We start from the raw sequence: 14,548 nt of genomic DNA on the forward strand, positions 1-14,548 counted from the left end.
CATGGAAGCACGTAGCGGAGCGGCGACGGCCGTCGTCGCGCTGGTCGTCGGGCTGCTATCCGCCTGTTCGACGGTGGTCGCGGGCACGCCGGTCGCCGAGACCACCGTGTCGAAGGTGGACCCCGGGAACTTCCCGACGACGCCGCGCGCTGTCACCGCGCAGTCCGCGGCCGACGCGTGGCAGCAGGAGGGGATGATCATCGCCGACGCGGTGGTGGCGCCGTCGGACATCCGGTCGGACCTGACGGCGTCGGTATCGGACGAGCCAGAGGCCGGGGCCGGTCCGCTGCTCCGGGTGGGGCAACTCATCGAGCGGGACAGCGCCCGCGGCATCCGGACCGGCGGGATCCCTCCGCGGATAGCGGCGAACCTGGAGCTCAACACCAGGTTCGACGCCGGGTTCGCGACCGCCGCCGGCGACTCCTCCACCGCCCCGAAGACGCAGCTCGCGGTGGCGCTCCTCCGCTTCACCACCGACGACAGCGCCGAGAAGGCCATGACGACGCTCCGGGCGGACATTCCGCCGCCCGCCGCGCTCGCGCGGATCCCCGCCGCGGTCGTGGTGTCGAGCACAACGGCGGGCGGGCTGACCAAGACGGCGGTCGCGGCGCCGGTGAACAACCTCATCTCGCTGGTCTGGGCCACCACCCGGGGCGCCGGCAGCGAGGAGCTCGCGATCAAGGGCCTCGCGGCCCAGGTCGAACGGTCGCGGACGTACGTCCCGACGGTGCGACTCTCGGGGCTCACCGTGCCAGCCGTGCCGATGGACAAGGACGGGATCATGTCGCGCACGCTGGCCTCGCAGAACGATTCCCGGACCCGGACCGCGTTCGGCTTCTCGAGCGGGTTCGAGCTCGGCGACGGCTATTACTCGCCGCGCACCCGATATCTGATGAACCGCCGCCCCGACTGGCTCGCGTCCGCGACCCGGAACGGCGTCGACCTCGTCGGGAACACGGCTCGCACGACGGTGCTGCGGGCCCGGGATCCCGCGGCCGCCAAAGCCTTCCTCTCCGAGACCCGCGCCGACCCGACCGCCACCGCGCACGACGTTCCGGGGTTCTCCCGAGACCAGGCGGGCTGCGACTCCATCACGCACCCCACTCAGCCGTACTCGTGTCACGTCACCGTCGGGCGGTGGGCGATCCAGGCGACCTCCACCTCCCTCGACCTCGCACGCCAGTCGATCTCCGCCGCGTACCTGATCAACAAGGCCGCCGGCGAAAAGTGATCACCAGGCGTGCGCGCGGCCCTGCTCCTCGTACCAGCCGAGCAGGTCCGGGTCGTCGACGGACTTCGGGTCGACGTTGACGTCGCGGCCGGCGAGCATGCCGGTCACGGGGATCTCCAGCTTCTTCCCCGTCTTGGTGTGCGGGATGCCGGGGGCGAGGATCACCTCGTCGGGCACGTGCCGCGGCGAGAGCCTCGCCCGCACATCCGCTCGGATTCGCGAAACCAACTCGTCCGTCAGCTCCTTGCCCGGGACGAGGGTGAGGAACATGGGCATCCAATACTTCGCGTCCGGCCCGTCGACGCCGACGACCATGGCCTCGGCGACCTCCGGGACGGCCTCGACGACCTCGTAGATGTCGGCCGAGCCCATCCGGATCCCGTTGCGGTTCAGGGTCGCATCGCTGCGACCGTGAATGGTGATCGACCCGCGGTCGGTCAGCTCCACCCAATCGCCGTGCCGCCACAGATTCGGTGCGATGCCGTCGGTCCACTCGTGCTCGAAGTACGCCGCGCGGTACTTGGCGTCACCGGGGTCGTTCCAGAAGTTCGTCGGCATCGACGGCATCGGCACGGTGATCACCATCTCACCGACCTCGTCGATCAGCGGCGTCCGGTCCGGCGCCCACGCCTCCAGGGCGCAGCCCAGGTAGCGGACGGTCAGCTCGCCGGGCACGTGGGGCACCGAGGCGGTGCCGCCGCAGAACGCGCTGCACACGTCCGTACCGCCCGAGACGGAGCTCACCGGCAGCCCGGCGGCGACGTGCTCGTCGACCCAGGTGAACAGGTCCGGGGCCAGCGGCGATCCGGTGCTGCCGATCGTCTTGAGCACCAACGCGTGCTCGGTGCCGGGGTTCAGTCCGGCCTTGCGGGAGGCCTGCAGCTGGCCGGGGCTCGTGCCGAAGAAGGTGACCTTCTCGTCCTCGCAGACCTGCCACAGCCGGTCCGCCGTCGGGGCCAGGGGGTGCCCGGAGAAGGTGACGATCGTCGCGCCCATCAGCAGGCCGGCGATCTGGTAGTTCCACATCATCCACGACAGCGCGGTGTGCCAGAAGAAGACGTCGCCCGGGCCGATCTCGTTGTGCAGGCCGAGCACCTTCACGTGCTCGACGAGGATGCCGCCGTGGCCCTGCACGATGCCCTTCGGCTTGCCCGTCGTGCCCGACGAGAACAGCACCCACAGCGGGTGATCGAACGGCACCTGCACCGGGTTCAACGGCGGTGTGGAAGCCGTCGGCTCCGGCAGCTCCGTGATCACGTGCGACGCCGGGACCCCCAGCAGCCCGGCGAGTTCGGCGGTGTCCGCCCGCTTGTCGACCCGCTTGTCCCCGAAGGCGTAGCCGTCGCGGGCGAAGAGCACCTTCGGCGCCAGCTGCGCCATGCGGCCGGCCGCGCCCTCCGGCGCGTAGTCCTGCCCGCAGCCGGACCAGACGGCGCCGATCGACGCCGTCGCCAGGAACGCCAGCACCGCGAAGGGCTCGTCCGGCAGGTACGCGGCGACCGTGTCGCCCACGCCCACGCCGAGCGAACGCAGCAGCTCCGCGATCGCGGACACCCGCGCGGGCAGCTCCGACCACGGGATCTCCACCCGCGCACCGTCGTCCGACAGGCCCACGATCGCGGCACCCTGGAGCGACGCGAACCGCAGCACCCGATCGACGTAGTTCAGCTCCACCTCCGGGAACCAGCGGGCGCCGGGCATCTCCCGCGCCGCCAGCACCGGTCCGGTCCGCTCACCGAGCTCGAAGAAGTCCCACACCGCGCCCCAGAACGCCTCGGGCTCGGACACGGACCACTGGTACACGGCGTCGTAGTCCCCCGTGGGGACGCCGGCGGACTCTGCGAAGCGATCGATCGAATGCACCCCGTCAGCCTTCCAGACCGAGCAGCGTCACGGACTCTTCTCGCATCTGCACCTTGCGAATCTTTCCCGATACCGTCATAGGGAAAGCCGATACCACGTGCACGTAGCGGGGGATCTTGTGGCGGGCGATCTTCCCGTCGGCGAAGGCCTTGAGATCGTCGACGGTGAAGGAGTCCACTCCCTCCCGGAGCTGGATCCAGGCCATCAGCTCCTCGCCGTACTTCTCGTCGGGCACGCCGATCACCTGCGCGTCGAGGATGTCCGGGTGCGTGTAGAGGAACTCCTCGATCTCGCGCGGGTAGATGTTCTCGCCCCCACGGATCACCATGTCCTTGATCCGGCCGGTGACCCGCACGTAGCCGGCCTCGTCCATGGTCGCGAGGTCGCCGGTGTGCATCCACCCGTCGGCGTCGATGGCCTCGGCGGTCTTCTCCGCGTTGTTCCAGTAGCCCTTCATCACGGAATAGCCACGGGTGCACAGCTCCCCGACCTCGCCGCGGGGCATCACGGTGCCGTCGATCGGGTCGATCACCTGGATCTCCAGGTGCGGTCCCACCCGCCCGACGGTGCCGACCCGCAGCTCGAGCGCGTCGTCGACGCGGGTCTGCGTGGACACCGGCGAGGTCTCCGTCATGCCGTAGCAGATCGAGACCTCGGTCATGCCCATCCGGTCGACCACCTTGCGCATGACCTCCTCCGGGCACGGCGAGCCGGCCATGATGCCGGTGCGCAGGCTGGACAGGTCGTAGGTGTCGAAGGTCCCGAGGGCGAGCTCCGCGATGAACATCGTGGGCACGCCGTAGAGGCTGGTGCACTTCTCGGCGGCGACGGCGGCGAGCGCGTCCTCCGGCACGAAGGCGGGCCCGGGGATCACCATGGCGGCGCCGTGGGTGATGGCCGCGAGGTTGCCCATCACCATGCCGAAGCAGTGGTAGAAGGGCACGGGGATGCAGATCGAGTCCTGCTCGGTGTAGTTCAGCAGCTCACCCACGAGGAAGCCGTTGTTGAGGATGTTGCCGTGGGTCAGCGTGGCGCCCTTGGGGAATCCCGTGGTGCCCGAGGTGTACTGGATGTTGATCGGGTCGTCGGCGCGCAGCTCGTCGCCGAGATCGGCGAGGGCGTCGAGCTCGTCCTCGGTGGGCGCGGCGAGGTAGGCGTCCCACGCCGGGGTGCCGAACTCCACCACGTCGCGGAGCTCGGGGGCCTCGGGCCGGGCGGTCGCGAGCATCGCCGCGTACTCGGAGGTCTTGAAGCGGGTCATCGTGAACACGGCGACGATGCCCGACTGGTTCAGCGCGTACTCCAGCTCGCGCTGCCGGTAGGCGGGGTTGAGGTTGACCAGGATGACGCCGGCCAACGCCGTACCGAACTGCACGACGACCCACTCCGGAGTATTGGGCGCCCACACGCCCACGCGGTCGCCGCGGCGGATCCCGTTCCGCAGCAAGCCCGCCGCGAACGCGCGGGAGTCGGCGAGCAGCTCGTCGTAGGTCCACCGGCGGCCCGAGGGCACGTCGACGAGGGCGGTACGCTCGCCGAACCGGTCGGTCGTCATCTCGAGCTGGGCGCCGATCGTGGCGGTGAGCAGCGCGGGCTCGGCCTCGCCGCGATCGTAGGACGGGGTGGTCATCTCTTCACTCCTACTGATTCTTCAGTCGGCCCGGGCGACGATCGCGCGGGCCTGGGCGAGCAGCGGCGCGTCGATCATCTGACCCCGCACCTGGTAGACGCCGTTGTTGCCGGCCTCGGCCTCGAGCACCTCGCGGGCCCAGGCGATCTCGTCGTCCGTGGGCCGGTAGGCCGCGCGGATCACGGCCGCCTGCGAGGGGTGGATGCAGACGGTGGCGGCGAAGCCGAGCGCCACGGCGTCCTCGGCCTCCGCCGCGAGGCCCTCGGTGTCGGCGATGTCGATGTGCACCGCGTCGAGCGCGAACTTGCCGTGCGCGGCGGCCGCGAGTCGGGTCGCCGAGCGGACGTGCCGCGGGACGTCGCGGTAGGTCGCGTCGGCGAAGCGGCTGGACCGCCCGCCCATCGCGGCCACCAGATCCTCCGCGCCCCACATGAGGCCGATGCACCGCGGATGGGCGGCGATCTCGTTGACGTTCACCGCGCCCAGGGGCGTCTCGATGAGCGCGATCACCTGCAGACCGTCGACCTGCGCCAGCTTGTCCAGCTGGTGCGCCGACTCGGTCTTCGCGAGCATGACCACACGATAGGCCGTGCGGCGCAGCGCCTCGATGTCTTCGGCGAAGTCGTAGGTGCCGAAGGCGTTCACCCGCACGATCGTCGTCGCCGGGTCGAGATCGTTGTCGATCAGGGCCTCGCGAGCCGCGGGCCGAGCGTCGGCGGTGACGGCGTCCTCGAGGTCGATGATCACCGCGTCGGCGCGCTCGGCCGCCTTGGCGTACCGCTCGGGCCGGTCGGCGGGGCAGAACAGGATCGCGGGGCCGGGCGGCTGCCAAGCGGGCGCGTTCAGGTCATCGTGGTGGAACATCTACGCCCCCTCCCCCGACGGTGCCCGGCGCACCAGCGTGGACCGCTCGGCCACGGCGACGACGGCACCGTCCTGGTTGCGCGCGACGTGCCGCAGGTTGACGATGCCCTCGCCCGGCCGCGACTTCGACTCCCGCTTGCCCGTGCACAGCGTCTCCGCGTACAGGGTGTCGCCGGCGAACACCGGCGCGGGGAAGGCGATCTCGGAGAAGCCGAGGTTCGCGACGAGCGTGCCCTGGGTGAGCTGCGCGACGGACAGGCCCACCAGGGTGGAGAGCGTGTACATCGAGTTCACCAGGCGCTGGCCGCCGAAGCCGGGCTGCTGCGCCGACCAGTGCGCGTCCAGATGCAGCGCCTGGGTGTTCATGGTCAGCTTGGTGAACAGCATGTTGTCGGCCTCGGTGACGGTGACGCCGGGCCGGTGCTCGTAGAGCACGCCGTCCTCGAACTCGTCGAACCACAGGCCGCGCTGAGTGACCCGCCGCACGGGCTCCTGCTCACTCACGAGTTCAGCCCCAGCGAACGCGCGATCAGCATGAGCTGGACCTCGGTGGTGCCCTCGCCGATCTCGAGGATCTTCGAGTCGCGGTAGTGCCGCGCGACGGGGTACTCGTTCATGAAGCCGTAGCCGCCGTGGATCTGGGTGGCCATGCGCGCGTTGTCCATCGCCGCCTCGGAGGAGATCATCTTGGCGATGGCGGCCTCCTTCTTGAAGGGCTTGCCGGCCAGCATGAGCCGCGCGGCCTCGTAGTAGGCGACGCGCGAGGTGTGCGCCCGCGCCTCCATCCGCGCGATGGCGAAGGCGATCGACTGGAACTCGCCGATCGGCTTGCCGAAGGCGTTGCGCTCCTTGGCGTACTTCACCGACTCGTCGACGCAGCCCTGCGCGGCGCCGGTGGCGACGGCGGCGATGGCGATGCGGCCCTCGTCGAGGATGGAGAGGAAGTTCGCGTAGCCGCGGCCCTCCTCGCCCAGCAGGTTCTCCGTCGGCACGCGCACGTCGGAGAAGCTCAGCGGGTGCGTGTCGGAGGCGTTCCAGCCCACCTTGTTGTACGCGGGCTCCACGGTGAAGCCGGGCGTGCCGCTGGGCACGATGATGGTGGAGATCTGCTTGCGGCCGTCGGGCTTGGTGCCGGTCACGGCGGTCACCGTCACCAGGCTGGTGATGTCGGTGCCGGAGTTGGTGATGAACTGCTTGGAGCCGTTGATGACCCACTGATCGCCGTCGCGCTTGGCGGTGGTCTGGGTGCCGGAGGCGTCCGAGCCGCAGCCGGGCTCGGTGAGCCCGAAGCCGGCGAGGTTCTCACCCGCGGCCAGGGAGGGCAGGTACTTCTGCTTCTGCTCCTCGGTGCCGAACTTGTAGATCGGCATGGCGCCGAGGCCGACGCCGGCCTCCACCGTCATGGCGACCGACTGGTCGACGCGGCCGAGCTCCTCCAGCGCGAGGGCGAGGGCGAAGTAGTCGCCGCCCATGCCGCCGTACTCCTCGGGGAAGGGCAGGCCGAACAGGCCCATCTGGCCCATCTGCTTCACGACCTCGTACGGGAAGGAGTGCTCCTCGTCGTGCTTGGCCGAGACGGGCGCGACCACCTGGTTCGCGAAGTCGCGCACCGTGTCCCGCAGGTCGGCGTAGTCCTGGGTCAGTTCCATGTCAATTCTCTTCCGTTCCGGTAGCCGTGACGCTCGCGAGCACCTGGGCCGCGGTCACCTTGTCTCCTGCGCGCACCGCGATGGACACCACGCCGTCGTGCGGCGCGGTCAGCGGCTGCTCCATCTTCATCGCCTCGATGATCACCAGGGTCTCGCCCTTGGTCACCGTCTGGCCGTCCTCGACCGGGACCGCGACGACGGCGCCCGGCATGGGGCTCACGACGTCGCCGCCGTGGGCGCCGTCGCGGTCCTTCGACGTGGACTTCGCGAGCGGCAGCTCGTACGTGCCGTCCTCGCCACTGACCCAATAGGTTCCGCGGTCGAGAGCGACGGTGACCGGCGTCGAGAAGCCGTCCACCACCAGCCGCTCGCCGACGATCCGCGCCGTGCCGGAGCTGTCGAGCGTGGATCCCTCCAAGGTCCCGCGCACCGTGACCGCGTCCCCGAGTACCGAGACGTGGACCTCGCCGGTCTCCTCGGTGCCGGCGAACCGGACCACGGTGGGCTGCGCGCCCCCGATGCGCCAGCCGGTCTCCGTGCCCCACGCGCCCTCGCCACGGGATGCGGCGACCGCGGTGAGCGCCGCCGCGGCGTAGGCGCGGACCGTCGGCTCGGGGCGGGTGTAGGTGGGCGCCAGGCGATCCAGCAGCTCGGTGTCGAGCTCCCCCGAGACCACGTCGGCGTCGGCGAGGACGAACCGGCAGAAGTCGACGTTGGTGCGCAGGCCGGTGAGCTGGGTGCCGGCGAGGGCCTCGTCGAGGCGGCGCAGGGCCTGCTCGCGGTCGTCGGCGTGCACGATCACCTTGGCGAGCATGGGGTCGTAGTCGCTGCCGACGACGCTGCCGGCCTCGATGCCGGTGTCCACGCGGACGGGGCCGCGGCGGTCGCTGCGCGGATACCGCAGCGCCGTCACGGTGCCGCCCGTGGGCAGGAAGCCGGCCGCCGGGTCCTCCGCGTAGACGCGCGCCTCGACGGCGTGCCCGGTCAGCACGATGTCGTCCTGGGACAGCGCCAGCGCCTCCCCGTTGGCGACGCGGATCTGCTGCTCCACCAGGTCGACGCCGGTCACCAGCTCGGTGACGGGGTGCTCGACCTGCAGGCGGGTGTTCATCTCCATGAAGAAGAACTGATCGGGGCGCTTGGCCGAGACGATGAACTCGACGGTGCCCACGCCGGTGTAGCCGACGGAGCGCGCGGCATCGCACGCGGCGCGGCCGATCTCGGCGCGGGTGGCCTCGTCGAGCAGGGCCGACGGGGCCTCCTCGATCACCTTCTGGTGGCGGCGCTGCAGCGAGCACTCGCGCTCGCCGAGGTGGATCACGTTGCCGTGCTTGTCCGCCAGTACCTGCACCTCGATGTGGCGCGGGGTGTCGACGAAGTGCTCCATGAACAGCGTGTCGTCGCCGAAGGCGGCGGCCGCCTCGCGGCGCGCGGCGGCGACCGCGGCGGGCAGATCCGCCGGGTTCTCGACCCGGTGCATGCCCTTGCCGCCGCCGCCCGCACTGGGCTTGATGAGCACGGGGAAGCCGATGCCCTCGGCCGCGCCGATGAGGTCGGCGTCCGTCAGGCCCGGGCGGCTGATGCCGGGGACCACGGGCACGTCCCGCTCGACCACGGCGGCGCGCGCGGTGATCTTGTCGCCCATCGTCTCGATGGATTCGACGGGCGGGCCGAGGAATTCGATTCCGGCATCGGCGAGCGCCCGCGCGAAGGCGGCGTTCTCGGAGAGGAAGCCGTAGCCGGGGTGCACCGCGTCGGCGCCGGTGACGCGAGCCGCCTCGACCACCTTGTCGATGCGCAGGTAGCTCTCGGTGGCGGCCGCCGGGCCGAGGCGCACGGCCTCGTCGGCGAGCCGCACGTGCCGGGCGTCGGCGTCCGCGTCGGAGTACACCGCGACGCTGGCGATGCCGAGCGTGCGCAGCGTATCGATGACGCGGCAGGCGATCTCGCCGCGGTTCGCGATCAGGACCTTCTCGATTTTCTTGCCACGTGCCACATCAGTGCGCATGTCGGTTCCTCTTGTTTCGTGCCCTCTGCTCATGGACATGCGTCACATCCGGAAGACGCCGTAGGAGACCTCGGCCAGCGGCGTCCGGGACGCCGCCTCGAGCGCGAGGCCGAGGACGGTGCGGGTGTCGGCGGGGTCGATCACGCCGTCGTCCCACAGCCGGGCCGTGGAGTAGTAGGCCTGCGACTGCCGCTCGAACTGGTCGCGCACGCCCTGCTTGAACTCCTCCATGCCCTCCTGCTCGCGGCGGACGGAGCCGAGCGTGTCGGCGGCCTGCGGGCCGCCCATGACGGAGATCCGGGCGTTGGGCCACATCCACAGGAAACGCGGCGAGTAGGCGCGGCCGCACATCGAGTAGTTGCCGGCGCCGAAGGAGCCGCCCACGATCACGGTGAACTTGGGGACGCGGGCGCAAGCGACGGCGGTGACCATCTTGGCGCCGTGCTTGGCGATGCCGCCCTCCTCGTACTGGCGGCCCACCATGAACCCGGTGATGTTCTGCAGGAACAGCAACGGGATCCGACGCTTGTCGCACAGCTCGATGAAGTGCGCGCCCTTCTGCGCGGCCTCGGCGAAGATCACGCCGTTGTTGCCGATGATGCCCACCGGGTGGCCGTGGATCCGCGCGAAGGCGGTCACCATGGTGGTGCCGAAGAGCTCCTTGAACTCGTCGAACTCGCCGTCGTCGACGATGATCTCGATGAGCTTGCGGACGTCGTAGCCGATCTTCGGATCGGTCGGCACCACGTCGTAGAGGTCCGTCTGCGGGCGGCGGGGCGGCAGCGCCGGGCGCACCTCCCACTGCCGCTCGCCGACGGGGCCGAGGCGCCCGACGATCTGCCGGACCTTCTCCAGCGCCTCGTCGTCGGAGTCGACCAGGTGGTCGGTGACGCCGGACTTGGTGGAGTGCATGAGGCCGCCGCCCAGGTCCTCGGCGGAGACGTCCTCGCCCGTGGCGGCCTTCACCAGCGGCGGACCCGCGAGGAAGATCGTGCCCTGGTCGCGGACGATGATCGTCTCGTCGCTCATGGCCGGCACGTAGGCGCCGCCCGCGGTGGAGCTGCCGAGCACGGCGGCGATCTGCGGGATGCCCGCGGCGCTCATGGTCGCCTGGTTGTAGAAGATGCGGCCGAAGTGCTCGCGGTCGGGGAAGACCTCCTCCTGGTTGAGCAGCATGGCACCGCCCGAGTCCACGAGGTACACGCAGGGCAGCCGGTTCTGCATCGCGATCTCCTGCGCGCGCAGGTGCTTCTTCACGGTGACCGGGTAGTAGGTGCCGCCGGAGACCGTCGCGTCGTTGGCGACGATCATCACCTGCCGCCCGGAGACGGTGCCGATGCCGGCGACGGCGCCCGCGGAGGGGGCCTTGCCGTCGTACATGTCCTCGGCCGCCAGGGGCGCCACCTCGAGGAACGGGCTGCCCGTGTCCAGCAGCCGCCGGATCCGCTCGCGCACCAGCAGCTTGCCGCGGCCCTCGTGCCGGGCGCGTGCCCGCTCACCGCCGCCCTGCGCCACCCTGTCGAGCCGTTCACGCAGCTCGGCGACGTTCGCCTCGTGTTCCTCGCGGAATGTCACGCCCGCTCCTTTGGGTTATTCACCATTAACTGAAAATGAGAATATGTGAGCCCGGCCACCGTGTCCAGTCTTACCCGGGGGTAGCTTCCGCGCGGCGGATTGCGCGGGTTGGTCGGGCTAGACGCCCAGAGCGGCGAGCGCCTTGTCGCGCAGCAGCGCGCGCAGCCGGGGCTGCGGCAGGGCCGGCAGGCTCGGGGCGGCGTTGATCAGGCCGAAGACGGCGTGCACGACGGCGCGGTTGTCCACCGGATCGCCGCCGAGCGCGGTGAGCGCGTCGGCCCACAGCTCCACGTACTGCCTCTGCAGCCGGCGCACCCGGCGCGCCGACTCCGGCGCGAGCGACCACATGTCGCGGTACTGCACGCGGATGAGATCCGGCTCGGAGGCGGCGAAGTCGACGTGGAAGTCGACGAGGTCGCGCAGCGCCTGCCGCGGATCGTCGGCGCGCTCCTCCGCGACCCGGCGGCCACCGTCGTACAGGTACTCGGAGATCTCCACCAGGAGGGCGGCGAGCACGTCCTGCTTGCCCGCGAAGTGGCGGTACATGGCCGGGCCGGAGACGCCCGCTGCCGCGCCGATGTCCTCGAGGCGCACGCCGGCGAAGCCGCGCTCGGCCATGAGCGCCGCCGCCGCGGCGAGCAGCTCGCGGCGGCGCGCCGCCTTCGCGCGCTCGCGCGCCGTCCCCGCCTCGAGCCCTGCCGCGCCGGACCGGCGGGTCGTCGGTACCTCCATGGCGGGCCACACTACTCGGCTTGCAGCGCTAACGACCCCGTGTCATGCTTGTTCCGCAAGGCGCCAATCGTTCGCTGAGGCTCCTTCGCGGAAACAGGCCAGCGACCCCGAACGTCGAGAGACGCCCCGGGTCAGGACAGGCGCATCCGGCTTAAGGGTGCTCCCCGATTGGCTCCCGTTCACGGGTTCACGCCGCGAAGTGCTGAAGGTCTGACGTGGAGGGGCGCACTTTCTCCACCCTCCCTCCCGGCGCGCGGAAGTCGAACCGACGGAGGTGATGCAATGCCCGACGACAGTCGTAGTCGATCGCTCGGCGCTTCCCGCATCACCGCGGGAAGCCGCTGAGCGCACCATGATCCGGGCCGGAGGCCCGCCCCGCCGACGACGCACCGTCGGCGCCCTCGCGTCGCCTCCGTCCCACTGACACCTCCACACCCCACTCCGCCGCGCTCCCCTGGGCCGCGGCGCAGTGGCGCGTGCCCGGACGAGGGGAATCACCATGCACGCCACCACGAACATCGACCAGCTCGACATCCTGCTGCGCATCGTCGCGGGCGTCGGCTTCGGCACCCTGATCGGACTCGAGCGCCAGTACCGCGCCCGCATGGCCGGCCTGCGCACCAATGCGCTGGTCTCCGTCGGCTCCGCGCTCTTCGTCGTCCTGTCCGCCTACGGATTCGAAGGCGGCGACCCCACCCGGGTCGCGGCGCAGATCGTCTCCGGCATCGGCTTCCTCGGCGGCGGCGTGATCCTGCGCGACGGCCTCACCGTGCGCGGGCTGAACACCGCCGCCACGCTGTGGTGCTCCGCCGCCGTCGGTGCGCTGTCGGGCGCGGGGATGTACGTCCCCGCCGCGATCGGCACCGTCGTCGTGATCGGGGTGAACACCGCGCTGCGCTCGGTCGGGCACGCCGTCGACCGCGCGCCCGACAACGGCAAGGAGGCGCCGAGCCGCTACGAGTTCGTCGCCGTGACGCGCGACGAGAACGAGGCGCACGTCCGCGTGATGCTGGTACAGGCCCTGAGCCGCACCGTCTTCCACCTGCAGTCGATCAGCAGCGTCGACACCGCCGACGGCAAGGTGGAGGTGCGTGCCACCCTCGCCGCCGACGGCCGCGACGACCGCGCGCTGGAGACCGCGATCAGCCAGCTCAGCATGGAGCCGTCGGTGACGGCGGTGCGCTGGGACGCCCTGCCCGAGCGCGAGGAGGAGGACCTGTGAGCACGCTGACCGCTCCCCCGCTCGGCGGCCGGCGGACCGAGCGCGACGGTCGCCGCTCGATCGTCGCCGACGTGCTCGTCGTCGCCGGCGCGGCCGCGCTGATCTGGCTGACGATCCGCGTCGGCCAGGGCATGGGCGCGCCGATCGACCTGGCGCACAGCACCGCCCGTGTCGACACGGACCCGGCGAACCTGCCCTACTACGCGCTGCGTTCCCTGCTGCGGATGTTCCTGGCGCTCGCGGCGTCGATCGTCTTCACCTTCGGCTACGCCCTGCTCGCCGCGCGGTCGCGGCGGGCCCGCGCGGTACTACTGCCGCTGCTCGACGTACTGCAGTCCGTGCCGATCCTGGGCTTCCTGTCAGTGACCGTCACCGTCTTCCTCGCGCTGTTCCCCGGGTCGACGCTCGGCCTGGAGTGCGCCGCGGTCTTCGCGATCTTCACCTCGCAGGCCTGGAACATGACCTTCGCCTTCTACCAGAGCCTGATCAGCCAGCCGCGCGAGCTCGGCGAGGCCGCCCGCGACCTGGGACTGTCGCGCTGGCAACGGTTCTGGCGACTCGACGTGCCCGGCGGCATGATCCCGCTGGTCTGGAACGCCATGATGAGCTTCGGCGGCGGCTGGTTCTTCCTCACCGCCTCGGAGGCCGTCTCCGTGGCGGGCGACGAGTACGCCCTCCCCGGCATCGGCGCCTACGTCGCCACCGCCTCGTCCGACGGTGACCTCGCCCGCGTCGGGTGGGCGATCGCGGCGATGATCGTGGTCATCGTCGGGGTGAACCTGCTGTTCTGGAGCCCCCTGACGGCCTGGGCCGAGCGGTTCCGGCTCGAGGACTCCGCCACCGGGCGCGTCCCGCGTTCGGCGGTGCTCACCCTCCTGCACCGCTCGCACGTCACGGACGGGGTGCGCCGCGCCGCCGCCCCGGTGATCACGGGGCTGGACCGGGCCTTCGCCGTGTTCGGCCGGACCGGGACCGCGGCGCCCGCGGACCCGCGCCGCACCCGCCTCGGCGACCTGGCGTTCGGCACCGTCGTCCTGGCGGTCCTGGCGTACGGCCTGTGGCGGGCGCTCGAGGTGATCCTCCGCGACGCCGGACTCGCCGAGGTGGGGCACGTGCTGCTGCTGGGCCTGGCCACGATGGCGCGGGTCGCGGTCGTCATGGTGTTCGCGACCGTCGTCTGGGTGCCGATCGGCGTGATCATCGGCCGCAGCCCGCGCCTGACCCGCGCGCTGCAGCCCGTCGTCCAGGTGTGCGCGAGCTTCCCCGCGAACTTCCTGTTCCCCCTGGTCACCGCGGTCCTGGTGGCGTGGAACATACCGCTCGACCTGGGCGGCGTCGTGCTCATGGCGCTCGGCACGCAGTGGTACATCCTGTTCAACGTGATCGCCGCGGCCAGCGCGATCCCCGGCGACCTGCTGGAGGCGGCCGACGACATGCGGCTGCCCCGGCTGCTGACGTGGCGGTACGTGCTGCTGCCCGGCGTCTTCGCCGGATACGTCACCGGCGGGATCACCGCCGCCGGCGGCGCCTGGAACGCCTCGATCGTCGCGGAAGTCGTCTCCTACGACGGCGAGACCCACCACGCCTACGGGCTCGGCGACTACATCGCGCAGGCCACCGCGGCCACGGGACCCGACCACACCTCCCATCTCCTCCTCGGGATCGTCGTGATGTGCCTGTTCGTCGTGGGCACCAACGCCGCCCTCTGGCGCCGCCTCTACCGCACCGCCGAGCGCCGCTACTCCCTCTAGTCACCCCTTATTACTAGGAGCCG

11 protein-coding genes and 1 riboswitch are annotated in these 14,548 nt (G+C 71.1%); of the genes, 3 read left to right on the plus strand and 8 right to left on the minus strand.

Going from position 1 to position 14,548, the window contains the following annotated elements; translation table 11 throughout:
* Position 1: 1 nt before the first annotated feature.
* Positions 2–1,231, plus strand: a complete 1,230-nt coding sequence (locus ACLQ3K_RS10885) for a DUF7373 family lipoprotein (RefSeq protein WP_425999241.1) — start codon at positions 2–4, stop codon at positions 1,229–1,231.
* On the opposite strand, the gene ACLQ3K_RS10890 is transcribed toward ACLQ3K_RS10885, so the two are convergent.
* The 8 genes from ACLQ3K_RS10890 to ACLQ3K_RS10925 form a co-directional block, all read right to left on the minus strand.
* On the minus strand, positions 1,232–3,094 hold the full coding sequence (locus tag ACLQ3K_RS10890) for an acetoacetate--CoA ligase (RefSeq protein ID WP_425999243.1): 1,863 nt from the start codon (positions 3,092–3,094) through the stop codon (positions 1,232–1,234).
* A 4-nt stretch (positions 3,095–3,098) separates the two neighbouring features.
* A complete protein-coding gene (locus ACLQ3K_RS10895; RefSeq protein WP_336669974.1) occupies positions 3,099–4,724 on the minus strand; it encodes an AMP-binding protein in 1,626 nt (541 codons plus the stop codon).
* A gap of 21 nt (positions 4,725–4,745) precedes the next feature.
* Positions 4,746–5,588, minus strand: a complete 843-nt coding sequence (locus ACLQ3K_RS10900) for an HpcH/HpaI aldolase/citrate lyase family protein (protein ID WP_425999245.1) — start codon at positions 5,586–5,588, stop codon at positions 4,746–4,748.
* Positions 5,589–6,092, minus strand: coding sequence for a MaoC family dehydratase (locus ACLQ3K_RS10905; protein ID WP_224649506.1), 504 nt, complete (start codon positions 6,090–6,092; stop codon positions 5,589–5,591).
* Positions 6,089–7,237 (minus strand): acyl-CoA dehydrogenase family protein, encoded by a 1,149-nt coding sequence (locus tag ACLQ3K_RS10910; protein ID WP_224649503.1) that lies wholly within the window; start codon positions 7,235–7,237, stop codon positions 6,089–6,091. The genes ACLQ3K_RS10905 and ACLQ3K_RS10910 overlap by 4 nt, the downstream gene beginning before the upstream one ends.
* Before the next feature lies 1 nt (position 7,238).
* Positions 7,239–9,245, minus strand: coding sequence for a biotin carboxylase N-terminal domain-containing protein (locus ACLQ3K_RS10915; RefSeq protein ID WP_224649501.1), 2,007 nt, complete (start codon positions 9,243–9,245; stop codon positions 7,239–7,241).
* Between the two features lie 42 nt (positions 9,246–9,287).
* Positions 9,288–10,820, minus strand: a complete 1,533-nt coding sequence (locus ACLQ3K_RS10920; protein WP_224649488.1) for an acyl-CoA carboxylase subunit beta — start codon at positions 10,818–10,820, stop codon at positions 9,288–9,290.
* Between the two features lie 117 nt (positions 10,821–10,937).
* Entirely contained in the window at positions 10,938–11,552 is a 615-nt protein-coding gene (locus ACLQ3K_RS10925) for a TetR/AcrR family transcriptional regulator (RefSeq protein ID WP_224649486.1), read from the minus strand.
* A 59-nt stretch (positions 11,553–11,611) separates the two neighbouring features.
* Positions 11,612–11,780: riboswitch (M-box (ykoK) riboswitch) on the plus strand.
* Between the two features lie 289 nt (positions 11,781–12,069).
* Here ACLQ3K_RS10925 and ACLQ3K_RS10930 point away from each other — a divergent pair.
* Both ACLQ3K_RS10930 and ACLQ3K_RS10935 read left to right on the plus strand, forming a co-directional pair.
* Complete coding sequence (locus ACLQ3K_RS10930) at positions 12,070–12,774, plus strand: MgtC/SapB family protein (RefSeq protein WP_224649592.1); 705 nt, start codon at positions 12,070–12,072, stop codon at positions 12,772–12,774.
* Positions 12,771–14,525: an ABC transporter permease gene (locus ACLQ3K_RS10935; protein ID WP_224649484.1), complete on the plus strand. Its 1,755-nt coding sequence runs from the start codon at positions 12,771–12,773 to the stop codon at positions 14,523–14,525. Before ACLQ3K_RS10930 ends, ACLQ3K_RS10935 begins: the two co-directional genes overlap by 4 nt.
* The last annotated feature ends 23 nt before the right edge of the window (positions 14,526–14,548 follow it).

The sequence above is a fragment of the Tsukamurella sp. DT100 genome (genome assembly GCF_049844855.1).
In the GTDB taxonomy this organism is placed as follows: Bacteria; Actinomycetota; Actinomycetes; order Mycobacteriales; family Mycobacteriaceae; genus Tsukamurella.